24 protein-coding genes and 1 pseudogene are annotated in these 26,586 nt (G+C 72.1%); 10 read left to right on the plus strand and 15 right to left on the minus strand.

What is annotated here, in order from left to right; genetic code table 11:
- Positions 1–432: 432 nt before the first annotated feature.
- The 6 genes and pseudogenes from AB0K07_RS28210 to AB0K07_RS28235 form a co-directional block, all read right to left on the minus strand.
- Positions 433–1,401, minus strand: a pseudogene (locus tag AB0K07_RS28210) (arginase family protein); the annotation flags it as partial.
- A 66-nt stretch (positions 1,402–1,467) separates the two neighbouring features.
- Entirely contained in the window at positions 1,468–2,391 is a 924-nt protein-coding gene (locus tag AB0K07_RS28215) for a tetratricopeptide repeat protein (RefSeq protein WP_363759743.1), read from the minus strand.
- Positions 2,392–2,579: 188 nt separating this feature from the next.
- Entirely contained in the window at positions 2,580–4,268 is a 1,689-nt protein-coding gene (locus AB0K07_RS28220) for a methylmalonyl-CoA mutase family protein (protein WP_363759746.1), read from the minus strand.
- A 101-nt stretch (positions 4,269–4,369) separates the two neighbouring features.
- Complete coding sequence (locus AB0K07_RS28225; RefSeq protein ID WP_363759749.1) at positions 4,370–4,786, minus strand: Asp23/Gls24 family envelope stress response protein; 417 nt, start codon at positions 4,784–4,786, stop codon at positions 4,370–4,372.
- 325 nt (positions 4,787–5,111) lie between these two features.
- Positions 5,112–6,116: a methylmalonyl Co-A mutase-associated GTPase MeaB gene (gene meaB / locus AB0K07_RS28230; protein ID WP_363759752.1), complete on the minus strand. Its 1,005-nt coding sequence runs from the start codon at positions 6,114–6,116 to the stop codon at positions 5,112–5,114.
- Entirely contained in the window at positions 6,113–7,312 is a 1,200-nt protein-coding gene (locus AB0K07_RS28235; protein ID WP_363759755.1) for an acetyl-CoA C-acetyltransferase, read from the minus strand. Before AB0K07_RS28235 ends, meaB begins: the two co-directional genes overlap by 4 nt.
- 62 nt (positions 7,313–7,374) lie before the next feature.
- Here AB0K07_RS28235 and mce point away from each other — a divergent pair, with 62 nt between their 5' ends.
- The 4 genes from mce to AB0K07_RS28255 all read left to right on the plus strand — a co-directional run bounded on the left by mce (position 7,375) and on the right by AB0K07_RS28255 (position 13,206).
- On the plus strand, positions 7,375–7,848 hold the full coding sequence (mce, locus tag AB0K07_RS28240) for a methylmalonyl-CoA epimerase (RefSeq protein WP_363759758.1): 474 nt from the start codon (positions 7,375–7,377) through the stop codon (positions 7,846–7,848).
- A 327-nt stretch (positions 7,849–8,175) separates the two neighbouring features.
- Entirely contained in the window at positions 8,176–9,531 is a 1,356-nt protein-coding gene (ccrA, locus tag AB0K07_RS28245) for a crotonyl-CoA carboxylase/reductase (RefSeq protein WP_363759822.1), read from the plus strand.
- Between the two features lie 288 nt (positions 9,532–9,819).
- Positions 9,820–11,076 carry a cell division protein DivIVA gene (locus AB0K07_RS28250; RefSeq protein ID WP_363759761.1) on the plus strand — a complete coding sequence of 419 codons (1,257 nt, stop codon included), beginning with the start codon at positions 9,820–9,822 and terminating at the stop codon, positions 11,074–11,076.
- A gap of 177 nt (positions 11,077–11,253) precedes the next feature.
- A complete protein-coding gene (locus AB0K07_RS28255) occupies positions 11,254–13,206 on the plus strand; it encodes a hypothetical protein (protein ID WP_363759764.1) in 1,953 nt (650 codons plus the stop codon).
- Positions 13,207–13,287: 81 nt separating this feature from the next.
- Here the strand turns inward: AB0K07_RS28255 and AB0K07_RS28260 are convergent, their stop codons facing one another.
- Entirely contained in the window at positions 13,288–13,632 is a 345-nt protein-coding gene (locus AB0K07_RS28260) for a hypothetical protein (RefSeq protein WP_363759767.1), read from the minus strand.
- A gap of 337 nt (positions 13,633–13,969) precedes the next feature.
- On the opposite strand from AB0K07_RS28260, the gene AB0K07_RS28265 reads away from it, so the two are divergent.
- From AB0K07_RS28265 to AB0K07_RS28275, 3 genes are all read left to right on the plus strand, one after another.
- A complete protein-coding gene (locus tag AB0K07_RS28265) occupies positions 13,970–14,779 on the plus strand; it encodes a helix-turn-helix transcriptional regulator (RefSeq protein ID WP_363759770.1) in 810 nt (269 codons plus the stop codon).
- Complete coding sequence (locus tag AB0K07_RS28270) at positions 14,770–14,958, plus strand: DUF397 domain-containing protein (protein WP_363759773.1); 189 nt, start codon at positions 14,770–14,772, stop codon at positions 14,956–14,958. The genes AB0K07_RS28265 and AB0K07_RS28270 overlap by 10 nt, the downstream gene beginning before the upstream one ends.
- A 105-nt stretch (positions 14,959–15,063) precedes the next feature.
- A complete protein-coding gene (locus tag AB0K07_RS28275) occupies positions 15,064–16,158 on the plus strand; it encodes an AI-2E family transporter (protein WP_363759825.1) in 1,095 nt (364 codons plus the stop codon).
- A gap of 12 nt (positions 16,159–16,170) precedes the next feature.
- Here AB0K07_RS28275 and AB0K07_RS28280 read toward each other — a convergent pair whose 3' ends face one another.
- From AB0K07_RS28280 to AB0K07_RS28310, 7 genes are all read right to left on the minus strand, one after another.
- The gene (locus AB0K07_RS28280) at positions 16,171–16,980 is read right to left on the minus strand and encodes an alpha/beta hydrolase (protein ID WP_363759776.1); all 810 of its coding nucleotides are present in this window, start codon (positions 16,978–16,980) and stop codon (positions 16,171–16,173) included.
- A 98-nt stretch (positions 16,981–17,078) separates the two neighbouring features.
- Positions 17,079–17,408 (minus strand): hypothetical protein, encoded by a 330-nt coding sequence (locus tag AB0K07_RS28285; protein WP_363759779.1) that lies wholly within the window; start codon positions 17,406–17,408, stop codon positions 17,079–17,081.
- Positions 17,409–17,449: 41 nt separating this feature from the next.
- Complete coding sequence (locus AB0K07_RS28290) at positions 17,450–18,496, minus strand: hypothetical protein (RefSeq protein ID WP_363759782.1); 1,047 nt, start codon at positions 18,494–18,496, stop codon at positions 17,450–17,452.
- Positions 18,493–18,987, minus strand: a complete 495-nt coding sequence (locus tag AB0K07_RS28295; RefSeq protein ID WP_363759785.1) for a SigE family RNA polymerase sigma factor — start codon at positions 18,985–18,987, stop codon at positions 18,493–18,495. Before AB0K07_RS28295 ends, AB0K07_RS28290 begins: the two co-directional genes overlap by 4 nt.
- Positions 18,988–19,027: 40 nt before the next feature.
- Positions 19,028–20,818: a 3-hydroxybutyryl-CoA dehydrogenase gene (locus AB0K07_RS28300; RefSeq protein ID WP_363759788.1), complete on the minus strand. Its 1,791-nt coding sequence runs from the start codon at positions 20,816–20,818 to the stop codon at positions 19,028–19,030.
- Between the two features lie 149 nt (positions 20,819–20,967).
- A complete protein-coding gene (locus AB0K07_RS28305) occupies positions 20,968–22,041 on the minus strand; it encodes an alpha/beta hydrolase (protein WP_363759791.1) in 1,074 nt (357 codons plus the stop codon).
- Positions 22,042–22,183: 142 nt separating this feature from the next.
- On the minus strand, positions 22,184–22,600 hold the full coding sequence (locus AB0K07_RS28310) for an FHA domain-containing protein (protein ID WP_363759793.1): 417 nt from the start codon (positions 22,598–22,600) through the stop codon (positions 22,184–22,186).
- A gap of 253 nt (positions 22,601–22,853) precedes the next feature.
- Here AB0K07_RS28310 and AB0K07_RS28315 point away from each other — a divergent pair, with 253 nt between their 5' ends.
- Both AB0K07_RS28315 and AB0K07_RS28320 read left to right on the plus strand, forming a co-directional pair.
- Positions 22,854–24,350, plus strand: a complete 1,497-nt coding sequence (locus AB0K07_RS28315) for an aldehyde dehydrogenase family protein (protein ID WP_363759796.1) — start codon at positions 22,854–22,856, stop codon at positions 24,348–24,350.
- A gap of 79 nt (positions 24,351–24,429) precedes the next feature.
- Positions 24,430–25,089 carry a class I SAM-dependent methyltransferase gene (locus AB0K07_RS28320; RefSeq protein WP_363759799.1) on the plus strand — a complete coding sequence of 220 codons (660 nt, stop codon included), beginning with the start codon at positions 24,430–24,432 and terminating at the stop codon, positions 25,087–25,089.
- 5 nt (positions 25,090–25,094) lie between these two features.
- On the opposite strand, the gene nucS is transcribed toward AB0K07_RS28320, so the two are convergent.
- Complete coding sequence (gene nucS, locus AB0K07_RS28325) at positions 25,095–25,754, minus strand: endonuclease NucS (protein WP_363759802.1); 660 nt, start codon at positions 25,752–25,754, stop codon at positions 25,095–25,097.
- Positions 25,755–25,825: 71 nt separating this feature from the next.
- Here nucS and AB0K07_RS28330 point away from each other — a divergent pair, with 71 nt between their 5' ends.
- On the plus strand, positions 25,826–26,443 hold the full coding sequence (locus AB0K07_RS28330; RefSeq protein ID WP_363759828.1) for a DUF4126 domain-containing protein: 618 nt from the start codon (positions 25,826–25,828) through the stop codon (positions 26,441–26,443).
- Positions 26,444–26,586: the final 143 nt, after the last annotated feature.

The raw sequence follows: 26,586 nt of genomic DNA on the forward strand, positions 1-26,586 counted from the left end.
CGCCGTGTCGATCCTGAACAGGCGCCGCCCCTGGTTGGTGCGGCCGGCGGGTCAGGCCGTGTCGGCGTTGGGGCGGTCGGTGGGGTCCGAGGCGGGCGGCGAGGGTCGCCGCAGCAGACCCGGGCCGGCCGACGCGGGCGGGCCGACCGGTTCCCGCTCGACCGGAGGCGCGACGTGCGTGTGCTCCCGGTCCGAGCGGCCCTCGTGGCCCGGGTCACCGCCCACCGGCCCTGCCTGCACCGGCGCGAGGGCGCCGAGCGGCTCCGTCTGCACGGGCGCGAGGGTGCCGAGGGGCCCCGACTCGGCCGGGGCGAGGTCGTCGAAGGGCGGCCGGCGCCCTGCGGGGTGGACGCCGGAGGCGTCGGCCGTGTCACCTGCGGCGGGTCGAGGTTCATCGGGCCGGGCGGGGCCGACCCCGGGACGGCCGTTGCCGCGCCTCGGCGCGGGAGCCGGCCGGGCCGACAGCAACCGGGGCGGCACCGCCTCGGGGGCGGTCACCGGGGCCAGGCCGGCCACGACGGTGTTGACGATCTCGGCCGCGTAGGAGCCGTCCGGGTCGTAGTCGGGGTCGAAGACGGTGAGCTCGACGCCGAGACAGTGCGGGGTGTCGACCAGGCCGGCGAGCAGGATCTCCAGCTCGGCGAAGGCGATCCCGCCCGGGTCCGGAGCGTCCACGGCGGGCATCACCGCCGGGTCGAGCACGTCCACGTCGATGTGCACCCAGTAGCCCGCGCAGTCGGCGAGCTGCTCGTGCGCCCACTGGGCCGTCCGGGCGGCGCCCTCGGCGCGCAGCGCGGGCACCGGCCGGGTGATGATCCCGGCGGCCTGGAGGTCGAGCCGGTACTCGTCCTGCGCCCGGATGCCGAGCACCACCACGTCGATGTCGCGGAAGTAGGGTCGGCGCCCCTCCAACGCGGCCAGGTCGGCCTGCCCGCGCCCGGTGACCAGGGCCAGGTCCTCCCCGGCTGCCGCACCCACGTAGGAGGCGTTGCCGGGGTGCCGGAAGTCGGAGTGCCCGTCCACGAAGACCAGCCCGATCCGCCCGCCGACCGCCTCGCCGAGACGGTGCATGGCCAGCGCCGAGCCGAGCAGCACGGAGCAGTCGCCGCCCAGCACCACCGGGAACTCCCCCCGGTCGATGATCGAGCCGATCCGCTCGGCGAGCGCCAGCGAGTAGTCGGCGATCTCCCGGGCGTGGCACACCCCGTCGCCGGGCCGCCAGTCACCCGGGTCGTACCGGGGTGGGGTGAGGCAGCCGGCGTCGCGGGCCCGCAGGCGGGCCAGCAGGTCGTGGTCGCGCAGGGCGCCGGGCGCCTTGGCGCAGCCGGGGACCGACGTGGACGTCGGCGGCCGCAGACCGAGATTTGTCGGCGCGTCGAGGACGGCGATCCGGCGCATCATGAGCTCCCGTCCTCGGTGGTCGGGCGGGCCGGCCGGAACGCCGGCCCGCGCTGGCGTGCTACGAACTCAGAACAGGGCGCTGGCCAGGGCCCGGCGCGCCGCGGCGACCGCCGGATCATCCGGGCCGGCGATGGTGAACAGGGAGACCAGGTGCTGGCGTACCGTCTCGCGGTCCTCGCCGGCGGTGCGCCGGACCAGGCCGACGAGCCGGGCGTACGCCTGCTCGGCCAGGCCGCTGAGCACCTCGATGTCGGCGGCCAGCAACTGGGCCGCCACGTCGTCGGGGGCGCTCTCGGCGGCGGCCAGCGCGGTCGCCGGGTCGGCGCCGGCCACGCGGCGGGCAACGCCGACCTGGGCCAGACCCGCCTCGGCCGCGGCGTCCGCCGGGCTGTCGGCCAGGATCTTGCGGTACGCCTGCTCGGCGGCGTCGAGATCGCCGCTCATCAGCGCGTCGTCCGCCTCGTCGAGGCGGGGGTCCTCCGGCTCGGCGACGGCCACGCCACCGGCCTTGAGCACGGCCTGGAGCCACTGGCGCAGCTGCGCCTCCGGCACCACGCCGGAGAAGGCGTCGATCGGCTGGCCGCCGACCACCGCGTAGACCATGGGGATGCCCTGGACCCGGAACATCTGGGCGATCCGGGGATTTTCCTGCACGTCGACCCGTGCCAGCACCCACGTGCCGCCGCTCTCGGCGGCCAGCCGCTCCAGCACCGGGGCGAACTCGTCGCTCTCCGGGAAGCCGGCCGCGCCGAAGAAGACGATGACGGGCATGGCCATCGACCGCTCGAGCACGTCCGACTGGATGCTCGCCTCGGTGACGTCGACGATGGCGGCGTTGCCGCCGGCGGCGGGTGCGCCGGGATTACCGGCGGACGGGCCGCCCTGCGGGGGTGTGCCGGGGCGGGTACTGGCTGGTGCGGGGCCACGCAGCGTGCTGAGGTCGACCGCGCCGCGGGTGAAGATCGACGAGGTGATCCGTGGGTCGCTCATGGTTACCTAGTCTCGCACGTGAGCGCGCGATCTCCGCTCACCCGCAACTGGGACGTTGCAACTCTCACGCGCACCGGCCCGGGCCGCCCCCAACCCCCGTGATCACGCACTTTCCGTCCCGGAGACGCGGCATCTGCGGCGACTGTCGGGGCGGCACGTACACGATCGGCGGGGGTTGGCGGACGGGCTCAGAAGCGGGCCGGCTCCCGGTAGGTGCCCCACTCGGCGCGGAGGGCGTCGCAGATCTCGCCGAGGGTGGCTTCGGCGCGGACGGCGTCGAGCATGGCGGGGATCATGTTCTCGTCGGTGCGGCTGACATCGACCATCCGGGCGACCGCCGCGCGGACCGCGGACTCGTCCCGGGCGCCCTTGCGCTCGGCCAGCACCCGGCGCTGCTCCAGCTCCACCTCGTGCGAGATGCGCAGGATCTCCAGCTCCTTGGCGACCGTGCCGGTGTGGCAGTTGACGCCGACGATCTTCTTGTCGCCCTTCTCCAACGCCTGCTGGTAGACGAAGGCCGACTCGGCGATGTGCCCGGTGAACCAGCCGTCCTCGATGCCGCGCAGGATGCCGGAGGTCATCGGGCCGATCTGGTGCGGGCCCTCCCCGCCGAGCTGCCGGATCCGGGCGAAGATCTCCTCCGCCTCGGCCTCGATTTTGTCGGTCAGCGCCTCCACGTACCAGGAGCCGCCGAGTGGGTCGGCCACGTTGACCACGCCGGTCTCCTCCATCAGCACCTGCTGGGTACGCAGGGCGATCTCGGCGGACTCGTCGGTGGGCAGGGCCAGGGTCTCGTCCAGCGCGTTGGTGTGCAGCGAGTTGGTGCCGCCGAGCACGGCGGCCAACGCCTCGACGGCGGTGCGTACGACGTTGTTGACCGGCTGCTGTGCGGTCAGCGACACCCCGGCGGTCTGCGTGTGGAACCGCAGCCAGAGGGCCTTCTCGCTGGTCGCTCCGTAGACGTCGCGCAGCCAGCGGGCCCAGATCCGGCGGGCGGCGCGGAACTTGGCGATCTCCTCGAAGAAGTCGACGTGCGAGTCGAAGAAGAAGCTCAGCCCCGGCGCGAAGACGTTGACGTCCAGCCCGCGGCTCAACCCCAGCTCGACGTAGCCGAAACCGTCGGCCAGGGTGTACGCCAGCTCCTGCGCGGCGGTCGACCCGGCCTCACGGATGTGGTAGCCGGAGACCGACAGCGGCTTGTAGCGCGGGATCTCCCGGGCGCAGTACTCCATCAGGTCGCCGATCAGGCGCAGGTGCGGCTCGGGGTCGAAGAGCCACTCCTTCTGCGCGATGTACTCCTTGAAGATGTCGGTCTGCAGCGTGCCGTCGAGCTTGGACAGGTCGGCGCCCTGCCGCTCGGCGGCGACCAGGTACATGCAGAACACCGGCACGGCCGGGCCGGAGATGGTCATCGAGGTGGTGACGCCGGCCAGGTCGATGCCGTCGAAGAGCGCCTCCATGTCGGTGGCGGTGTCGATGGCGACGCCGCAGTGGCCGACCTCACCGAGCGCCTGCGGGTCGTCCGAGTCGCGGCCCATCAGGGTCGGCATGTCGAACGCGACCGAGAGGCCACCGCCGCCGGCGCCGAGGATCATCTTGTAGCGCTCGTTGGTCTGCTGGGCGTTGCCGAAGCCGGCGAACTGCCGGATCGTCCAGGTCCGCCCGCGGTAGCCGGTCGGGTGCAGGCCCCGGGTGTACGGGTACTCGCCCGGCCAGCCGATCCGCTCGAATCCCGGGTAGGCGGCGCCCTCCGGCGGCCCGTAGACCGGGTCCACCGGCATCCCGGAGAGCGTGGTGAAGTCCGCGTCCCGCTTGCGCGCGGCGTCGTACCGGGCCTGCCAGCGCGCCCGTCCGGCGTCGATCTCGTCGGCATTCATCCGCGGGCCTCCTCCTCGGGTCCTCGACTACACGTCGAGTCTAGAGGCCCCGCCTGAACGATCGCTAAGTCGCCCCGAACCGGCCGGTAACCGGGCGGCCCTCAGGCGCCGGCCACTCCCGGCTTGTTCAGCTCGATGTCGTCCACCGTGACGTTGACCTGGGTGACCGTCAGGCCGTACTTCTCCACCGCCTCGATCACGGCGGCGCGCACCGCCTCGGTCACGTCGGCCACGACCTGCCCGGAGTCGATCACCAGGACCACGTTGATGACCGCCGAGGTGCCGTTGACGTCGGCCGAGACGCCCCGACGGGCGTCGCCCGCCTCGTCCAGGCCGACCTTGTCCAGGATGCTGTTGAAGAACCGCGCCACGTCACCACCGAGATCGGCGACGCCCGGCACCGAACGAGCGGCAGCTCCGGCGATCTTCTCCACGACCTCGTCGGAAACCGACGTGGTGCCCCGGACCGCGCCCGTCGCGGGCTGCACTCCACTGGCGTTCTCCACCGCGTCCGTCATGATCACATCTCCCTGGTCCCGACGCATTGTGGACCGACCGGCTCGTCAGCCCGCTTCGCGGAAGCCTCGCTCCCGGCCACGCGCTGCGAGCGTACTAAAACCGGAGCGGCCCTCACCTCCGGGCGTCCAGCATGGACGACCACCTTCCCGCCTCGCGGGTCGGCCCGCCCCGGGGCCATCCGTCCGCGGCGACTGTTGTCGTTGGCGATATACCTGTGAGTCATAGATATGCCTGTGAGGTATCACGCTCACCGCTTCGCACGGCCTGGCCAGGGCCGAAGCGGCGGGCCGTGTGGCCCCGGCGTCGACGAGCGGGAGGCCCCGGTCAGCGGGCGAGCTGGGCGAGCAACTCGTCGGCCGCCGTGTACGGGTCGATCGCGCCCTCCGCCACCTTGGTGGCGAGCGTGGCCAGCTCCGTACCGTCGCGCAGTGAACCGATCCGGGCGCGGAGCACGCCCAGCGCGATGGCCTCGATCTCGGCGGCGGCCCTCGCCTCCTGGCGGCGGCGCAGCTCACCGTGCTCGACCAGCCAGCCACGGTGCTTGTCGATCGCGGCGGCGATGTCGTCGATGCCCTCACCGCGCGCGGCGACCGAGCGGACCACCTGCGGGCGCCACTGCCCCGGGCCACGCTCGCCGAGGGCGATCATGCCCTGGATGTCGCGGACGGTGGCGTCGGCGCCGTCCCGGTCGGCCTTGTTGACCACGAACACGTCGGCGATCTCCAGGATGCCGGCCTTGACCGCCTGGATCGCGTCACCCATGCCGGGGGCGAGCAGCACCAGCGTGGTGTCGGCCAGCGAGGCGACCTCCACCTCGGCCTGCCCGACGCCGACGGTCTCCACCAGCACCACGTCGCAGCCGGCGCCCTCCAGCACCCGGACCGCCTGCGGTGTCGCCGCAGCCAGCCCGCCGAGGTGCCCCCGGCTGGACATGGACCGGATGTAGACGCCCGGGTCGGTGGCGTGGTCCTGCATCCGCACCCGGTCGCCGAGGATCGCCCCGCCGGTGAACGGGCTGGACGGGTCGACCGCCAGCACTCCGACCCGGTGCCCGCGCGCCCGCAGCGCGCGGACCAGCTCGTTGGTGGTGGTCGACTTGCCCACCCCGGGTGAACCGGTCAGCCCCACCACCTGGGCCTGCCCGGCGTACGGCGCGAGCGCCGCGGCGATCTCCGGCAGCAGGTCGTCGCCGTTCTCCACCAGCGTGATCAGTCGGGCCACCGCGCGGGGGTCACCGTCGCGGGCCCGCTCGACCAGCAGCGGTACGTCCCGGCTCCGGCGCACCGATGGCGCGCCGGTCGCCGGAACATGCGAGGCCGCTTCGCTCACCGGGCGGTCTCAGCCTTACCCGGAACGTGGATGATCAGCGCGTCGCCCTGGCCGCCGCCACCGCAGAGTGCCGCCGCGCCGGTGCCGCCGCCCCGGCGCTTCAGCTCCAGCGCGAGGGTGAGCACCAGCCGGGCGCCGGACATGCCGATCGGGTGCCCCAGCGCGATCGCGCCACCGTTGACGTTGACCTTGTCCGGGCTGATGCCCAGATCACGGGTGGACTGGATGCCGACCTGGGCGAACGCCTCGTTGATCTCGATGAGGTCGAGGTCCTCGACGCTCAGGCCGCCCTTCTTCAGGGCGTGGTTGATCGCGTTGGACGGCTGCGAGTGCAGGGAGTTGTCCGGGCCCGCCACGTTGCCGTGGGCGCCGATCTCGGCGAGCCAGGTCAGCCCCAGTTCCTTGGCCTTCGCCATGCTCATCACGACCACCGCGGCGGCGCCGTCGGAGATCGGCGAGGAACTGCCGGCGGTGATGGTGCCGTCCTTGGTGAACGCGGGACGCAACTTGGCCAGCGACTCGACGGTGGTGTCCGGGCGGATGCCCTCGTCCTCGCTGATCACCAGCGGGTCGCCCTTGCGCTGCGGGATCACCACCGGGGTGATCTCGTCGGCGAAGTGGCCGTTCTTCTGCGCGGCGGCGGCCCGCTGGTGGCTGGCCGCGGCGAAGGCGTCCTGCTCCCCGCGGGAGATGCCGTGCTTCGTGCCGAGCCGCTCGGTGGACTCGCCCATGGAGCAGCAGTCCCAGGCGTCGCTGAGCCCGTCGTGCGCCATGTGGTCCTTGACCACCACGTCGCCGTACTTGTAGCCGGAGCGCTGACCGAGCAGCAGGTGCGGGGCGTTGGTCATCGACTCCATGCCGCCGGCCACCACGATGTCGAACTCGCCGGCCCGGATGAGCTGGTCGGCCAGGGCGATCGCGTCCAGGCCGGAGAGGCAGACCTTGTTGATGGTCAGCGCCGGCACGGACATCGGCACGCCGGCCTCGACCGCCGCCTGCCGGGCCGGGATCTGGCCGGCGCCGGCCTGCAGCACCTGGCCCATGATCACGTACTGGACCTGGTCCGGGCTGACGCCGGCGCGCTCCAGCGCCGCCTTGATCGCGATCCCGCCGAGCTTCGTGGCCGGGAGGTCCTTGAGGTTGCCCAGCAGCCGGCCCATCGGGGTCCGCGCGCCGCTGACGATCACCGAAGCCATGCCTGCCTCCGAGGGGGGTGCCGAGCTGTACGCCTTAACGATTGTTCGGCCAGACTAGCGCCATGGCTGAGAACTCCCCCGCCGAGCCCGGTGCGGACTACGTCACAGACATCGGGCTTCGCAAGATTGACCACGTCGGGATCGCCGTGGCCGACCTGGACGCCGCGATCGACTTCTACCAGCGGACGTTCGGGATGCGCTGCGTGCACACCGAGACCAACGCTGAGCAGGGCGTCCGGGAAGCGATGCTGGCCGTCGGGCCGACCGCCGAGGGCGGCTGCGTGCAGTTGCTGGCCCCGCTCACCCCGGAGTCGACGATCGCCAGGTTCCTGGACCGCAACGGGCCGGGCGTGCAGCAGGTCGCGTACACCGTGGTCGACATCGACGTGGCCTGCGCGGCGCTGCGGGCGCGCGGGATGCGGCTGCTCTACGACGCGCCGCGGCGCGGCACCGCCGACTCCCGGATCAACTTCGTGCACCCCAAGGACGCCGGCGGCGTCCTTGTCGAACTCGTCGAACCCGCGCCCGCCCACTGACCCTTGACCGACTCCAGATCGCTGGTGTGGCGGTGTCCGCACGGTCTCGACACCGCCACACCGGCCAACTGGAGCCGATCAAGCTTGGGGAAGGGTCCGCGAGCACGTGAGTGCGCGGATGGCGGGGTGCTCGGGCACCTTCACGCATCGGCGGATGCAGTTTTTCACAGAGGACTTCCGGCTTTAGCTACCGTTCAGTAACGTCCCGGCCCACAGGAGCGCGACCGGTGCCGGATGTGTCGAATGCCGACATGGTGGTTGTGCCCAACCGGCGCCGACGATGGCAGCACCCGGGCCCGTGCGGGTGCGGACGAACCGGAGGTCACCGTGCAGGACATCCTCGAAGCGATCATGGCGGCGGAGGAATCGAGCGATCCGGACCGCGAGCTCGCCGGCGTCGCCGGGCTGCCCGTTCCGGAGAGTTACCGGGGCGTGGTGGTCCGCGCCGAAGAGGCCCGGATGTTCGACGGCATGGCCACCCGGGACAAGGACCCCCGCAAGGCGCTGCACGTGCAGGAGGTGCCCACACCGGAGCTCGGCCCCGGCGAGGCGCTGGTCGCGGTCATGGCGAGCGCCATCAACTACAACACGGTGTGGACCAGCATCTTCGAGCCGCTGCCCACCTTCAAGTTCCTCCAGCGCTACGGCCGGGTCTCCGAGCTGACCCGCCGGCACGACCTGCCGTACCACGTCGTCGGTTCGGACGCGGCCGGCGTGGTCCTGCGCACCGGCCCCGGGGTGACCCGGTGGGCCGCCGGCGACGAGGTGGTCGCGCACTGCCTCTCCGTCGAGCTGGAGGACGCGGCCGGCCACGACGACACGATGCTCGACCCGCAGCAGCGGATCTGGGGCTTCGAGACCAACTTCGGCGGCCTGGCCGAGCTGGCCGTGGTCAAGGCCAACCAGCTGATGCCCAAGCCGCGGCACCTGAGCTGGGAGGAGGCCGCCAGCCCGGGTCTGGTCAACTCCACCGCGTACCGGCAGCTCGTCTCGCACCACGGGGCCAACATGAAGCAGGGCGACGTGGTGCTGATCTGGGGCGCCTCGGGTGGCCTCGGCGGGTACGCCACCCAGATGGCGCTGAACGGCGGGGCGATCCCGGTCTGCGTCGTCTCCTCACCGGAGAAGGCCGAGCTGTGCCGCCGGATGGGCGCGGAGCTGGTCATCGACCGGGCGGCGGAGGGCTTCCGGTTCTGGAAGGACGAGGAGACCCAGGACCCGGACGAGTGGAAGCGCTTCGGCGAGCGGATCCGCGAGCTGACCGGAGGCGAGGACCCGGACATCGTCTTCGAGCACCCGGGCCGGGAGACGTTCGGCGCGAGCGTCTATGTGGCCCGGCGCGGCGGCACCATCGTCACCTGCGCCTCCACGAGCGGCTTCCAGCACCAGTACGACAACCGCTACCTGTGGATGCACCTCAAGCGGATCGTGGGCAGCCACTTCGCCAACTACCACGAGGCGTGGCAGGCCAACCGCCTGATCGCGCTCGGCAAGGTGCACCCGACGGTGTCCCGCACCTACCCGCTCGAGCAGACCGGGCAGGCGGCGTACGAGGTGCACCGCAACGCCCACCAGGGCAAGGTCGGGGTGCGCTGCCTCGCCCCCGCCGACGGGCTGGGCGTACGCGACGGGGAGCTGCGCGCCCGGCACGAGGACGCGATCAACCGCTTCCGGGGGCACTGACCGAGGCGCCGGCCGGACGGACGAAGCAACCGGACGGCCAATGCGGTGAACGGCCATTGTTCTTCCGACGCCATTAGCGGGATACCCACCCGGATCGAACAAAGGGCCACGGGCACGTCCCGTGGCCCTTTTCCGCGTCACGCTGCGTGGCGTCCGACCTGCCCGGGACCTGCCAAGATCGGCGATTGGTCCGGCCCCGCCGAGCGCGGAAGTTGACCATGTAAAGAGGACACGAAAGCTGCGCACCGCTCTTGCGAAGCACCCTGGGGCGTCTGCCAGTATGTCCCAATGCCCCAGCAGCAGTCCTCCCCTCTCGCGTTCTTCGATAACGCGAACTCGCAGCCAGATTTCACCGTTGGCCTGCGCGGATACAACACTCACCAGGTCGACGACTTCATCGGCCGGATGACCGCCGCGCTGACCCAGTCCGAGCAGGCCCGTGCCGAGGCCGAGCAGCGGATGAACGACGCCCAGCGTCGGCTCCGCCAAGCCGAACAGCGCATGAGTGCGCTGGAGCAGAAGCTCACCGACACGAACAAGCAGCTCGAGGAGAACAGCCGGCCCACCCTCTCCGGGCTCGGCACCCGCGTCGAGCAGATCCTCCGGCTCGCCGAGGAGCAGGCCAACGACCACCGCAACGAGGCCAAGCGCGAGTCGGAGGGCATCCTCTCCGCCGCCCGCCTCGAGGCCCGTGAGATCACCGACAAGGCCCGCGCCGAGGCCGCCGCGATGAAGGCCAGCGCCGAGCGCGAGGCCGGCAACCTGCGCACCGCCGCCGAGCGGGAGGCCGCCGAGGTCCGGGTGCAGGCCCGCCGCGAGGCCGACACGCTGCGCGCCGACGCCGACCGCGAGACCAAGCAGCTGCGTACCGTCACCGCGCACGAGGTGGCCGAGCTGAAGTCGACCGTGGAGCGGGAGGTGGCCACCCTCCGGGCCACCGCCGAGCGCGAGATCACTCAGCAGCGGGCCAAGGCGGCCCGTGAGGCCGAGGAGAAGCGCGCCGAGGCGACCAAGCTGCTCACCGACGCGCGGGACAAGCGCGACAAGGACCTCCAGGCCCTGGAGCTCCAGCTCGCCGAGCGGCGCGAGAAGTCCGAGCGCGAGGAGTCCGAGCGGCACGCCGCCCAGGTGGCGCAGACCCAGAAGATGGTCAGCGAGGCCGAGCAGCGGGCCCGGGCCGCGCAGGAGCGCGCCAAGGAGATCGAGCAGCGCGCCGAGGCCCGTCGGGTCGAGTCGGAGCGCAGCGCCAACGAGACGATCGACAAGGCCAAGGCGCTCTCCGAGAAGACGCTCAACGAGGCCAAGGCCGAGTCGCAGCGCCTGCTCACCGAGGCCCGCACCGAGGCGGAGCTGACCACGCAGGCCGCCCGCCGCGAGGTCGAGGACCTCACCCGGCAGAAGGACGCGGTCACCTCGCAGCTCGGTCAGATGCTCTCCGGGCTGGCCGGCATCGTTCCGGGCGTTCCGGCGAAGGCGGAGGCCAAGCCGGAAGCCAAGAAGGCCGACGGCGGTCAGGAGCGGGTGACCGCGGAGACCGCCGGCTGACGCGAGGCGTCAGGTCGGGGCATCGACGGCGCGAGGTGACACCGGGTGACCGGTCGCACCTCGCGCCGTATGCGTTTCCCACCCCTTGACATCCCGCTCCGCCAACGGAGTGAAGTAGGTCCCACAAGGGGCGTCCGTATCGCCCCAGCAGGGCCCGATGCGTGTGAGGATGGGGGCATGTCGCACGGCGAGGAACTGTTCGCACTCGGCGGGGACGTGACCACGGAGCCCAGCTTCGAGTCCGCTCTGCGGGGTTACGAGAAACGACAGGTCGACCGGTACGTGGCGCGTGCCGAGCACGAGATCGCCACCCTCGCCGGCGAACGGGAGCAGGCGTACACACAGATCCACAAGCTGGCCGGCCAGGTCGAGGTGCTCCAGCGGGATCTCGCCCAGGTGCGCAAGCAGATGAACGTGGTCGACCGGGCCTCGTTCCGGCACCTCGGTCCCCGGGTCGAGTCGATCCTCACCCTCGCCGAGGAGCAGGCCGAGCAGATCCTCTCGGCCGCCAGCGAGGAGATCGAGGCCCGTCGCGCCGCCGCCGAGCACATCATCGAGGAGGCCCGCGAGCAGGCCGCCCGGGCACTGAAGGATTTCGAGCTCGCCCTCGCCGCGCGGCGCGCGGAGGAGGAGCGGCACAGCAGCGCCCTGCGCGCCGAGGCGGAATCGACCCTGCGCTCGGCCAAGGAAGAGTCGGCGAAGCTGCGCAAGACGGCGCAGGACGCGCTGGAGAAGGCCCAGCAGGAGGCCACCCAACTGCGGGACACCGCCAAGGAGATCCACACCCGCGCACAGCAGGAGTCCACAAAGCTGCGCGAGGCGGCCCGCGAGGTGATGGTTACCGCCCGGCAGGAGGCCGGCGAGCTGCGCGAGGCCGCCAAGGAGGTGCACGCCAAGGCCCTTCAGGAGGCCAAGCGGCTCACCGACAGCGCGACCGAGGCCGGCCGGGCCACCCACGCCAAGGCGCAGCGGGAGGCCAAGCAGATCATCGACGACGCGTCGATGGCCGGGCGGGCCACCCGGGCCAAGGCGCAGCAGGAGGCCGAGCGGGTGGTCACGCAGGCCACCGAGTCGACCAAGCGCAGCCGGACGGAGACGGAGTCGTACGTCCAGCGCATGCGCAGCGAGACCGAGGCGTACGTGCAGCACGCGCGGGCACAGACCCAGCAGGAGCTGGGCGCCTGGCGGGCCGGGGTGGAGCAGGAGGTCAACTCCCGACGGGAGACCGCCGACCGGGAGCTGGCCCAGCGGCGGTCAGCCGCCGAGCAGGAGTTCGCCAAGCGCCGCGACGAGCTGGAAAAGCAGTACAAGTCCCGCCTGTCGGAGCTGGAGACCGGGTTCACCAGTCGTCAGCAGGAGCTGGAGACCACCTTCAGCGGCCGTCAGCAGGAGCTGGAGACGAGCTTCACCACCCGTTCCGACCAGCTCGAGACCGAGTACACCACCCGAAAGAACGAGATCGAGCAGGGCGCCGACGCGATCCGGCAGGCGGCCGAGCAGGACGCGCTGACCATGCGCGTGCGGGCCGAGGAGGAGGCCGCCGCGCTGCTGAGCCGGGCCGAGACCGAGGCGGGCGACAAGCGCCGCAAGGCCGACGAGCACGTCGCGGCCTCCCGCCGCCAGTTCGAGGAGTACGCGGCCACCACGCAGCAGCACCTGGCCACCACCCAGCAGCACCTCGCGGCCACCCAGCAGGAGGCGGCGGCCGGCCGGCAGCAGCTCGCCCAGGTGATGCTGGAGATCGCCCAGGCCCAGCAGCAGCTCGCCGACCTGCGGCAGGAGACCTGGAAGTCCCGGCAGGAGTCCGACGAGCTCCAGCGGCAGGTTGCCGAACTGCGGTTGCAGAACGCCACCGGCCCCGTTGCTGCCGACGGCCAGACGCCAAGCGCGCCGGTCACCGGGGACGGCTCGACCCGGCCGGTGGCCGAGCCGCTGACCAGCGTCGACGGTGGCGAGGCCAGCGCTGAAGTGGAGGTCGAGGTGACCGTGCCCGCCGGACCGAGCGAGGACGGCCGGGGCGCCACCCCAACCAAGCTCATCAGCAACAGCGAGAACGGCAAGCGGCCCACCAAGCCGACCACCGAGGAGCGCAGCGCCAAGCCCAGCAGGGTCACCGTCGAGAAGGACTGACCGGCACGGCGACACCCTCGGCGCCAACCCCGGGCGCTCACACGCACCGCGCGCACCGGCCACGGCTCACCACAGGGCGAGTCAGGACCCAGCCGGGTCGGGGGGCGGGTCGATCATCGGGCGGCGGAACGGGCCCCACGCCACGAAGCGTTCGAACAGCTCCCGTGGCGTCGGCCCGTCGTAGGGGTTGAGCTGGTACAGGTCGTGTGCCGCCTCGTGGTAGAGCCCGGCCAGGTAGATGGTCAGGGCCGCAGGGTCCGCGTCGAACTCCGCCTTGAGCAGCAGCCGGGCCTCCGCGCACGGCCACGGCCGGCCGTCGGCCCGGCAGCACCACATCGGCCGCAGCGGAGTGTGCGGCGTCCGGTCACCGCAGGGTCGGGGATGCGCGGGGTACGGCCCGAGCCGCGGCTGTGGCAGCCCGGACATCGGCGTACGGGGGCGGCGAGGCTCGCCGGAGTCCGGCGAGCAGCCAGCGGACGACCTCAGCGCCGACCCGGCGGTCGGGGACCGTCGGAGGCGGACGGCACGGCTGGAGCTGGGCAACGAGGTACCTCCTCGACTGGTGCACGGGCGCGGCCGCCGGGGTGACGGCGGGCCCGGCGCGGCGGGGATTGGAGTGACCGGCAGCAGATCCGGTACGTGACAGTCTGCTGACCACACCACTACGGTCGGAAGGCGTCGACGCCGCCAGAGGCATTACTGAGTCGATCGTGCGGCCCACCGGGCCGACCGGTGGAGACGACCTGCGACCTGCGGAGGCACTGTGGAAGGCGACGCCGCGCCGACGGCCGACATGATCCGCGCTCAACTGCGCCGGCTACGGACCGCCGCCGGGATGAGCCAGGAGGAGTTCGGCCGGCTGGTGCACTACTCCGGCTCGATGGTGTCCGCGCTGGAGCTGGGGCAACGCCCACTGGACCGGCTCTTCCTGGCCCGCGCCGACGAGGTGCTGACCACCGGCGGCCTGTTGGTCTACCTGCTCAAGCTCGCCGAGCGGGATGGCCAGCCGAGCTGGTTCCGGCCCTGGCTGGACGCCGAGCGCAGCGCCCGCCAGCTGCGCTGCTTCCAGCCCACGCTGATCCCCGGCCTGCTCCAGACCGAGAACTACGCCCGCGCCGTCATTCGCTGCGACGACCTGCTCAGCGACGACGAGGTGGAGCGCCGGGTGCACGCACGACTGGACCGGCAGTCGCTGCTGGTCCAGCAGGACCCGCCGCAGTTCATCGCGGTCGTCGACGAGTTGGTGCTGCGGCGTGCCGGCGAGGACGTGCAGGGGCTGATGGTCGAGCAGATCGCGCATCTCATCGCCAGCCTGGAACGGCCACACGTCAGCCTGCACGTCGTTCCGGCCGAGGTCGGGCTGCACGTCGGCCTGTCGGGGCCGTTCAATCTGGCCCGGGGCGTGGACGGTGGCTGGGTAGGGCACATGGAACACCAGATTGACGGCCTCGTCGTCGATGGCGACCATGAGGTGGCTACGCTGCTGGCTCGCTGGGAGATGATCAGGAATGGCGCCCTGTCCCGCCGGCAGTCGATCGAGCTGATGAAGGAAGTTGTGACCTCATGGACCTGACCGACGCCCGCTGGCGGACGTCCACCCGGAGCGGCAACGGAGAGTGCGTCGAGGTGGCGGACAATCTGCCGGGGGTGGTGGGCGTGCGGGACAGCAAGGACCCGGACGGCCCGCTGCTGGTCTTCGCGCCGGCCGCCTGGCGGGCGTTCGTCGCTGTCGCCCGTCGCCCCACCGTCTGACCCGGGAGGTCCCTGGTGCCGCAGCACGGCCCGACGGCCGACGATCCGGACGAAACGCCCGCGTCGGCCAGTCCCCCACCGGCCGAGACGCCACGCCCGGTGCCGATCCCCGACCCGGCGGTCGACCCGGACGAGCCGCCGGCCGTTCCGTCCGGGAAGTTCGGCACGCCGGGGCGTCCGCTGCGGCGCAACAGCTTCCTGATCGGGTTCACCGGCGCGCTCGGCGTGCTGCTGGCGTACACCCTGTATCTGGGGATTCGCAACGCCGGCGGCATCCTGGTGCTGGTGGTGATCGCGCTCTTCCTCGCGGTCGGCCTCAACCCGGCGGTGGTGCGGCTACGCCGCTGGGGCGTGCCGCACGGCCTGGCGGTCGCGGTGGTCGCGCTGACCGTGGTGCTGCTGCTCTGCGGCGGCGTGGTGGCGCTGGTGCCGCCGATCGTGACGCAGTCCGGGCAGTTCATCGACCAGATCCCGAGCCTGGTCGACGAGTTGCGTCGGAACCCGACGGTCAACGACCTGGTGGAACGGTACGACGTGGTGGAGCGGGTGCAGGGCGCGGCCAACGCGGACACCGTCGGCCGGGCGCTCGGCGGGGTGCTCGGCGGCGCCCAACTGATCTTCGGCACGGTGTTCCGGACGCTGACCGTGCTGGTGCTGACCATCTACTTCCTGGCGTACTTCGACCGGCTGCGGTCCCTGGGCTACGCCCTGGTGCCCCGGTCACGGCGCGAGCGGGTGCAGCTGATCGGTGACGAGATGCTGGCCAAGGTCGGCGCCTACATGGTCGGCGCGCTGAGCATCGCGGTGCTGGCCGGCGCGACGACCTTCGTCTTCGCGCTGATCGTCGGGCTGCCGTACCCGTTCGCGCTGGCCGTGGTGGTCGCGGTGACCGACCTGATCCCGCAGATCGGCGCCACTCTGGGCGCGGTGATCGTGAGCCTGGTCGGCTTCGCCACCGACCTGCCGACCGGCATCGCCTGCGCGGTCTTCTTCCTCATCTACCAGCAGGTGGAGAACTACCTGATCTACCCGAAGGTGATGCGGCGCTCGGTGGAGGTCAACGAGGTGGCCGCCCTGCTGGGCGCGCTGCTCGGGGTGGCGCTGCTGGGCGTGGTGGGCGCGCTGATCGCCATTCCCACGGTGGCCGCGCTGCAACTGATCCTGCGGGAGGTGGTGCTGCCCCGCCAGGAGACCCGCTGAACGCCGCGCGGGTCAGTCGGTCTTACCGGCCAGCGGGCCGGGGACGGGCGTGTCGGCGAACGAGGCCACCGTCCGGTCGGCGTACGCGCTGACGTCGCCCTTCTCCATCGGGCCGTCCCAGGTCGTCGGCAGCGGCACCGCGACAGCCGGGTTGACCCGGCGGACGATCTCGTCGAGCACCGTCTCCGCGTCGCCGACCCAGAGGTGCTTGGCGTTCGGCACGCCCACCACCTCGGCCTGCGGCACCGCGGCGAACCGCTCCCGGGCCTCGGCCGGGCGCAGGTAGTCGTCGAACTCGGGCACCAGGGCCACCAGCGGCCGACCGGAGCCGGCCCAGGTGGCCAGGTCCTCGGGAGCGGAGAAGCGCAGCGGCGGGGAGAGCAGGATCGCGCCGGCGATCGCCGGGTCGCAGCCGTACTTGAGCGTCAGGTCGGTGCCGAACGACCAGCCGACCAGCCAGATGTTCGGCAGTTCGGCGAACTCCGCGTACTCGATGGCGGCGGCCACGTCGTAGCGCTCGCCGACGGCCGCGTCAAAGGCCCCCTCACTGGTGCCGCGCAGGCTGCTGGTGCCCCGGGTGTTGAACCGGAGCACGGCCAGGTCCGCCAGCGCCGGCAGTCGCCAGGCCGCCTTGCGGAACACGTGGCTGTCCATCATCCCGCCGTGGGTGGGCAGCGGGTGCAGGCAGATCAGGGTGGCAACCGGCGGCCGGTCGGCCGGTAGGGCCAGCTCACCGACCAGCCGCAGGCCGTCGGCGGTGTGCAGCTCGATGTCCTCCCGGCGACCGGGCAGGATCGACGACGCGCGGATCGGTGTGCTCACCCGTCAAGTCTGTCGCGAAGTCGCGCTCGCCGCCCGTCCGGGCGCGAACAGGGTGATCCAGATCGCTCCGCCGTGGCGCGGGCGCCCCGGCCGTTCGCTCAGTGGCGCGGGGTGCCCCGGCCGCGCTGCACCGCCGGGCCACGCCGCTCCCGGGCACGCCAGCAACCGCTGTGCCAGTGCCGCCGGTCGGTCAGGTCACCCAGGCCGTCCGCCGGCCAGGCCACCAGGTGCGCCACCCCGGGCCGGATCTCCTGGTCACAGCCCGGGCAGCGGTACGTCTTGACCGACGCGCCCGCGCCGATGCCGCGTACCTGCCAGGCGCCGTCGGTCCACTGCTGCACCGAGGCGACGCCCTGCCGGACCCGATCGGCGTCCAGGTTGGCGTTCTCGTCCCGGCGGGGCCGGTTGCGACGGGGGCTCACAGTCACCAAGCGTACGGTCCGGCCGGCGGGCCGGACCGTACGGGCGGTCACCAGGTCTCGGGTTGGTCCAGGTGCTCGGCCACCTGCGCCCCACCCAGCACGGTCGCCGCGTCGGCCTCGGCGTCCCCCATCCAGACGGCGGTCAGATGAGCCCTGGGGAAGCCGAGCAGCTCGAGCGCTCCGATAGGAGAGCGGTAGGCCGCTCTGCCGCCGATAGTCAGGTTCCCCTCCGTGCGACTCGCGACGATGCTGGCCGCGTAATTCAGCCTGACCGCAATCCCCGCCCTGATGCCAGAGGTGATCGATAGCAGCACGTCGAACCCGGCCGGGAACGATGCCACCTTGACTTCGCAGCTGGTGACCTCGGCACCCGCCGGCACCGCGGTGAGCCGCAGCGGACCGCCGCAGTGGTACGCCTGGTCCAGCCGCAGGGAATTGGCCACGGTGTGCAGCTCCCCGTCCTCCGGGGCGACCACGTCAGCCCGGGCGTACAACCCGGGGGTCGGTCGCCAGTGCAGCAGCCAACGTCGGGCGCCGTTGGGCGCCGCGATGCTCGACACGGTTCCGTCGTAGGGGCTGCGACCGAGCAGCTCCGCCATCTCCGACGACAGTCCCTCGGGAGGCGAAAGCCGCAACGCTTCGGCCGACGCGGCCAGCTCCAGGGTGACCGTCCGCCCCCCTGCGTCGAACTGCGCGACCTCCACGCCGGCCTGGACGGCCCACGAGAGGAACCGGGGGCCGCCCCGGGCGATCCCGATGTGCAGCAGGTTCGGGTCGGCGCCAACCATGTCCGGTCGGGCGGCCGCGCCCGGCACACCGTCGGCCAGGGGCGGCACGACGGCCACCGGCCGGCCCGACTCCGACGGAACGTCCGGGTCGATCGCCGGGATCACACCGTGCACGCCCACCGCCCCGGCGGCCACGCCTGCGCCGAGCAGGGCCACGACGCTGAGCATGGCTCCGGCCGCGGCCCGACGGCGGCGGACCCGGGTGCGGCCCCGAGCCACCGCGGCGGCCAGCAGCCGGTCGGTGTCCACGCCGCCCTCGGCGCGTTCTCGCAGGGTGTGGACGATCCGCTCGTCGAGGTCGGTCACGGCCGGCTCCCGTTCGTCGTCGGGACGCCGCAGCGCACCCGGAGGTTGGCGAGTGCCCGCATCGCGTGGGTGCGGACGGTGACCTGCGAGCACTCCAGGATCTGGGCGATGGTCGCGTCGTCGAGGTCCTCGTAGTAGCGCAGCACCAGCACCGCCCGCTGACGGTCGGGCAGGCCACTGACCAGCCGCCACATCTCGTCCCGGTCGGCCGCCTCGCGGCCGAGGTCGCCACGGTGCGGCCGATCGGCGATCGTGTCGGTGGCCAGTTCGCGGTTCGACCGGCGGCGCCACCAGGAGATGTTGGCGTTGACCAGCATCCGGCGCACGTACACGTCGGGCCGGTCGGCCCGGGAGATCTTGCGCCACTGCACGTACGCCCGGGCCAGCACCTCCTGGGTGAGGTCCTCGGCCCGGTGCTCGTCACCGGTGAGCAGTCGTGCCAGCCGGATCAGGGCTGGGCCTCGGCTGCCGACGTACTCCTCGAAGGTCACACCATGCAGACGCCGTCGGCGCCCTCCGGCGTTGACCCGGTCAGCGGTGCGAGTGGTCGCGGAAGCCCCGGCGGGTCTTGCGGCCCAGGTAGCCGGCGGTGACCAGGTGCTCCAACAGCGGCGCGGGAGCGAAGCCCGGCTCGCGCAGCTCCAGGTACAGCTCCCGCTGGATGGCCAGCGAGACGTCCAGCCCGACCACGTCGAGCAGCTCGAACGGGCCCATCGGGTAGCCGCAGCCCAGCTTCATTGCGTGGTCGATGTCGTCGGCCGTGGAGTAGCTGGCCTCCAGCATCCTCACCGCGTCGTTGAGGTACGGGAAGAGCAGCGCGTTGACGATGAACCCGGACCGGTCGCCGCACACCACGCCGGTCTTGCCCAACGCGGCGCAGACCGCCCGGGCGGTCGCGGTGGTCTCCGGGGAGGTGCGGATGGTGCGGACCACCTCGACCAGCGGCATGATCGGCGCCGGGTTGAAGAAGTGCAGCCCCACCACGTCGGCGGGCCGCTGGGTGGCCATCGCCACGTCGATCACCGGCAGCGAGGAGGTGGTGGTCGCCAGCACCACGCCCGGCTTGCAGATCTCGTCGAGGCTGGCGAAGAGGGCCTTCTTCACGCTCAGCTCCTCGACCACGGCCTCGACCACCAGGTCGACGTCGGCGAGGTGGTCGAGCGTGGCGGACCAGCTGATCCGGCCCAACGCGGCGTCCCGGTCGGCCTCGGCGAGCTTGCCGCGCACCACGCCCTTGTTGAGCGAGGTCTTCACCGCCTCGCAGACCTTCGCGGACTTCTCCGCGCCCCGGGTCACCGAGACGACCTCGTAGCCGGCCTTCGCGAAGACCTCGATGATCCCGGTGGCCATCGTCCCGGAGCCGACCACGCCGACCTTCGCGATGGCGCGCGCGCCGTCGGCGAGCGCGGCCTCCGTCGCCAGCGGCGTCGCCTCATCCGGTACGACAACGGGGGAACCGGGCCGCTCGTAGGTGTAGAAGCCCCGACCGGACTTCCGGCCGAGCAGCCCCGCCGTCACCATCTGCTTGAGCAGCGGCACCGGGGCGTGCCGGCGGTCCCGCCCACCGCGCCGGTACATGGTGTCCAGGATCTCGTACGCGGTGTCCAGGCCGATCAGGTCCATCAGCGCCAGCGGACCCATCGGCAGGCCACAACCGAGCTTCATGGCGACGTCGATGTCCTCGCGCGTCGCGTAGTGCGACTCGAACATGCCGACCGCGTGGTTGAGGTAGCCGAAGAGCAGCGCGTTGGCGATGAAGCCGGCCCGGTCGTTGATGGTCACGTCGACCTTGCCGAGCCGGGCGCAGAGCGCCTCCACGTCGGCGACCACCTCGGCGGAGGTGACCACGGTGCGGACCACCTCGACCAGCTTCATGACCGGCGCCGGGTTGAAGAAGTGGATGCCGATGACCTGGTTGGGCCGGTGCGTGGCCACGGAGATCTCGGTGACGCTCAACGAGGAGGTGTTGGTCGCCAGGATCGCCTCGGGCTTGCAGACCCGGTCCAGCTCGGCGAAGATCCGCTGCTTCAGGTCCAGGTGCTCGGGCACCGCCTCGATCACCAGGTCGACCGAGTGCAGGGCGTCCAGCCCGACCGCGAAGTGCACCCGGCTGAGCAGCGCGTCGCGGTCCGCCGGGTCGAGCTTGCCCTTGGCGACCGCCCGATCGGTGGAGCCGGTCAGGGTCACCCGGCCGCGCTCCACGGCCGGCTCGGAGATCTCCACCGCGACGACGTCGATGCCGTTGCGGGCGAAGACCTCGACGATGCCGGCACCCATGGTGCCCAGCCCCACCACACCCACGGTGCTGAACTCGCGCGCCACGACCGGCCTCCCCAGACACTCCGCACGACCGCTGAACGGCCGCTAAGGTTATGCGCGCGAGTCTGCCACGTGACGCTGGGTTGTCGAGACGCCGTGGCATATTTCACCCACGACGCCGCCGGGTGCCCGGGTCGGGCACCGATCTGCGCTCAGTTGGCCGGTACGGCGGTCAGCGCCAGCAACTCCGCGACGAACTCCGCCGGGCGCTCCAGGTGCGGGCTGTGCCCACAGCCGGGCAGCACCACCTCGTGGTACGTGCCGCCGGCCGCCGCGTACCGCTCCAGCACCGCCCGGGTCTGGCCGACCATCGGCTGCGGCGGGCAGTCCGCCTCGCCGGGCCAACCGGGTACGACGCCCAGCGAGCCCAGGTACGCCAGGTCGAACAGCGACGTGTCCGAGACGATCACGTCGGCGTCTCCGCGTACCCAGGTGACCGGAGGCTTGTCGGCGACGGCCACCAGCTCGTCGGCGAGCCGGAACCAGGTCGGCGCGAGCGCGTTGAGCACCCCGCGCTCCCCCGGCGCCATGCCCGGCCAGTTCTCCGAGGCCGCCGCCGTGCCGGGGTAGTTGTCGTCCCCCGTCGCCGTGGAGAGCAGGCTGTCGAGCAGCAACTCCTCGTCGCTGCCCAGGGACGCCGGATCGGCCACGTAGGCCGCTCGCAGCACGGCGAGCGGACTCGTCTGCGCCTCGGTGCCGCGGTCGCCGGCGGCGAGCCGGGCGACGAAGTCCCGGTTCGCCGTGCCACCGCCGGTGCCGGCGAAGTCGGGCGTCGTCGGTGTGCCGGCCAGGTCACGGGTGCCGCCGAAGCCGTACGGGGAGACCGGTGCGGCGAGCAGCAGCGCGCCCACCCGGTGCGGGTGGTCGACCAGCAGTCGCATCGCCACGCCCCCACCGAGGGAGTGCCCGACCACCACCGGGCGGGCGTCGGCCGCGCCGAAGAACGTCGGGTCGTCCAACAGGGCGGCCACGTCGTCGGAGAAGTCCCGCAGGCCCCGGGTCGCGTCCACCGGGGCGGTCTCGGATGCGCCGTAGCCGCGCAGGTCCGGAGCGACCACCCGCAGCGTCGGCGGCAACCGCCGGACCAGCGGCTCCCAGAACAGCGCGGACGAGCAGTTGCCGTGGATCAGCAGCACGGGGATGCCGTCCGGCGGGCCAGCCACCCGTACCGCCTGGATGATGCCGTTCGCCGTCACGGTCCGCTGCTCGGTGTCCACGCGCGGCATGTTGCCACGCCGGTCCGCGCCGGTCCAGGTGTGCGACAGCCATCCGGCGGCGGCGCCCGATGTGGCCGTCCACCAGGAGGTCGGCCGGTCCCCCGACCGGTCGCCGGTGGCGCGCGGACGCCGGCGACCCGCCGGCAGACGGTCAGCGGCGTGCGCTGGGCGGTGTGGCCAACGGCAGCGGCAGCGTCGGCCGGACGTCATGCCGCGTCGGGCCGAAGCTGAGCCCGACCGGATCGGTGTGGGCCACCCCCGGGTCGAACAGGCGCAGCTCGGTGCGGCCGAGCCGGATCACGTCGCCGTCGGAGAGGAGTTCCACCTCGGTGATCCGGCGGTCGTTGAGCCAGGTGCCGTTGGTGGAGCCCAGGTCGCGCAGCGACGCGCCCTCCGGGGCCAGCCACATCTGGGCGTGCTGGCGGCTCAGATGCGGGTCGTTGATGACGACGTGACCGGTCGGCGCCCGACCGATCACCAGCGGCTCGGCCCGCAGCCGAAAGCTCGCGCCGCGCATCGGCCCACCCGCGACCGTCAGCAGCGGCAGCAGTTCCGGATGTTCCTCCATGGACAGTCAGCCCTCCACCCACACCATCACTCCGCGCGTCAGCCTGCCATCAGACGGTAATCGTCAATACCGACCGGCCGGTCAGCTCCACGCCACCTCCCGGCCACCTCTCGTTCCACGGTTCGGGCGGCGGGACCCGACGCAGGGGGTCTGACCTGCCCTGATCAACGAGCGGGCGGGCCGGAGCGACTTCCGTTCCGCCGGCCCGAATCACGCCCTACCGACGAGTAATCTTCGGGTCTAGACTTCCGCCATGACGGCTGTGCATGTCCCCGGCAACCCGGTCATCGACGGGGGCCACCTGGTGTCCACCAGCCCGGCCACCGGCGCCGAGGCCGGTCGCCTCCCGGTCGCCACCGACGCCGACGTACGCGCAGCCGTCGACCGCGCCCGCACCGCCGGCGAGTGGTGGGCCGGGCAGGGCTTCACCGGCCGCCGCGAGCGGCTGCTGCGCTGGCGCGCCCTGCTCGCCAAGCGGATCGAGCAGCTCGCCGAGCTGGTGCACGTCGAGGGCGGCAAGCCGGTCGCCGACGCCATCGTCGAGATCGTCACCGCGATCGAGCACATCGACTGGGCCGCCCGCAACGCCGGCCGGGTCCTCGGCCCGCGGCGGGTGCGGTCCCGGCTCATCCTCGCCGAGTTCTCCGGGCACCTCGAATACCAGCCGTACGGCGTGGTCGGCGTGATCGGGCCGTGGAACTATCCGGTCTTCACCCCGATCGGCTCCGCCGCGTACGCGCTGGCCGCCGGCAACGCCGTCGTGTTCAAGCCGAGCGAGTACACGCCCGCGGTCGGCCAGTGGCTGGTGGACAGCTTCGCCGAGGTCGTACCCGAGCAACCGGTGTTCACCGCCGTGCACGGGCTGGGCGACGTGGGTGCGGCACTGTGCCGTTCCGGGGTGAACAAACTGGCCTTCACCGGCTCCACCACCACCGCCCGGAAGGTGATGGCCGCCTGCGCCGAGACGTTGACCCCGGTGCTCATCGAGGGCGGCGGCAAGGACGCCATGATCGTCGACAGCGACGCCGATCTGGACGCCGCCGCCGAGGCGTGCGTCTGGGGTGGCATGACCAACGCCGGCCAGACCTGCATCGGCATCGAGCGGGTGTACGCCGTCGACCCGGTCTTCGACGCCTTCGTCGACAAGGTGGTGGCCCGCGCGGGTCGGCTGACCGTCGGGCCGGAGGGCACGGACATCGGGCCGATCACCATGCCCGGCCAACTCGACGTGATCCGCCGCCACATCGAGGCCGCCGTCAGCTCCGGCGGGCGTGCCGTGCTCGGCGGCCCGAGCGCCGTGCAGCCGCCGTACGTGCACCCGACCGTGCTGGTGGACGTACCGGAGGAGTCGGCCGCCGTCCGTGAGGAGACCTTCGGGCCGACGCTCACCATCAACCGGGTCCGCGACGCCGACGAGGCCGTCGCCCGGGCCAACGCGCTGTCGTACGGCCTGGGTGGTTCGGTCTTCGGCCGGCGGCGCGCGGTCGCCATCGCCCGACGGCTGCGCTCCGGGATGGCCTCGGTCAACTCCACCCTGACCTTCGCCGGGATGTCCACCCTGCCGTTCGGCGGGGTCGGTGACTCCGGGTTCGGGCGGATCCACGGCGAGGACGGGTTGCGCGAGTTCGGCCGGGCCAAGGCGATCACCCGTCGGCGAGCGCGGTCGCTGCTGCCGTCGATGACGTTCGAGCGGACCCCGACCGACGTGGCCCGACTCGTCAAGGTCGTCAAGGCGATGTACGGCAGGTGAGTGTCGGATAACCGATCTCCACGGAGATCGGCGCATCCACATGTTCTGGCTGCGTGTTCGCGGCGGTACATTGCGTTAAATGGGCCCTAATCGATTGCGCTACCGCCTTGTCGACAGTGACCGGTCGTGGAGCGCTCGGCAACGGCGGCGTCGCTCGGACTGGCTGGCGCGCACGTTCCCGCAGATCGGCGAGATGCACGTAGTCGATCTCGGCGGCCGGCTCGGCACCTGGCACCGCGCCACCATCCGACCCGCCCGGGTGACCGTGATCAACCTGGAGCAACCGCCTGCCGTCGTCCCCGAGTGGGCCCGCGTCGAACAGGCCGACGCCTGCGACCTGCCGCCGCGCCTCGCCACCGGCGACTACGACCTGGTCTTCTCCAACTCGGTGCTCGAACACGTGGGCGGGCACGAACGCCGACTGCGGTTCGCCGCCACCGTCCGCTCGCTGGCCGACCAGCACTGGGTGCAGACGCCCTACCGCTACTTCCCGATCGAGCCACACTGGATCGCGCCCGGCATGCAGTTCCTGCCGGTCCGGCTTCGCACCGCGGTTGCCCGGCGCTGGCCGCTGGGCCACAAGCCGACCCGCAGCCACGACGCCGCCATCCACCAGGTGCTCTGGACCGAGTTGCTGGACCGGTCGCAGATGCGCCACTACTTCCCCGACTCGCGGATGCTCGTCGAGCGGGTCGCCGGCCTACCGAAGTCGTTGATCGCGGTGCGTACCGGGGAGTGAGCCGGTCAGAAGAGGGTCAACTCGTCCTTCTCGATGCCGCGCAGCTTGTCGTAGTCAACGACGACGCACCGGATGCCCCGGTCGGTGGCGAGCACCCGTGCCTGCGGCTTGATCTCCTGGGCCGCGAAGACGCCGGTGACCGGGCTGAGCAGCGGGTCGCGGTTCATCAGTTCGAGATAGCGGGTGAGCTGCTCGACCCCGTCGATCTCACCGCGCCGCTTGATCTCGACCGCGACCGCGCCGGAGTTGGCGTCCCGGCAGAGCAGGTCGACCGGGCCGATGGCCGTCATGTACTCGCGGCGGACCAGCGTGTACCCGTCGCCCAACACGCTCGGGTTGGCCGCCAGCAACTCCTGGAGGTGCGCCTCCACCCCGTCCTTGCGCAGGCCCGGATCAACACCCAGCTCGTACGAGGTGTCCTGGAAGATCTCCTCCAGGGTGATCCGCAGCTCCTCGCCGGCCTTGTTGACCACCCGCCACACGCCCGGGGCCTCCTCAAGCCGACACGGCGGGCTCATCCAGTTCAACGGCTTGTACGCCCGGTCGTCGGCATGGATGGACACCGACCCGTCCGCCTTCACCATCAACAGCCGGGTGGCCGGCGGCAGGTGAGCCGAGAGCCGTCCGACGTAGTCCACCGAGCATTTCGCAATGACCAACCGCACCCGACGAGGGTAGCCGAGCACCCACCGGTCACCGCCGAGCGGCACTGGCGCATCGATGGGATGCTGAGATGGTGCTCGAAGTCCTCACCGGTACCGGTCTCGCCGCCTCGGCGGGGCTGAACGCGTACATACCCCTGCTCACCCTCGGCCTGCTGGCCCGCTACACCGACCTGATCGACCTGCCCAGCGGCTGGACGTGGCTCGGCAACGGGTGGGTCATCGCCATCCTGGCCCTGCTGCTCGCCGTCGAGATGGTCGCCGACAAGGTGCCGGTGGTCGACCACATCAACGACGTGGTGCAGACCGTGGTCCGGCCCACCGCCGGCGGCCTGGCCTTCGGCGCCGGATCGTCGTCGGAGACGGTGACGGTCAGCGACCCGGGAAGCTTCTTCTCCTCCCACCAGTGGGTGCCGGTGGTCACCGGCGTCCTGCTCGCGTTCGGCGTACACCTGCTCAAGTCCGCCGCGCGGCCGGTCGTCAACGCGACCACCGCCGGGTTCGGCGCCCCGGTGGCCAGCACCGCCGAGGACGCCACCAGCGTGGTGGTCTCCCTGGTGGCGATCATCCTGCCGGTGCTGGTGCTCGCCTTCCTGCTCGGGCTCGTGGCGTTCGTCTACTGGTTCCTCCGCCGGCGCTCCGAACGCCGACGCGAACGCGAGGCGGCCCGCGCCGCCGGCTTCCGCGTCTGACGAGGCCGGCGCCAGATCCGAACATGCCGCTGGCCGGCACCCCGGGTTGGGGTGCCGGCCAGCGGTCGGTGTCCTGCGGTCGTGCGTGGTGTTGCGGGTCAGCTGTTCCAGTGCTTGCTGACCAGGTCGGTGGCCTGCTGCTC

The sequence above is a fragment of the Micromonospora sp. NPDC049301 genome (assembly GCF_040678715.1).
Lineage (GTDB): Bacteria > Actinomycetota > Actinomycetes > Mycobacteriales > Micromonosporaceae > Micromonospora.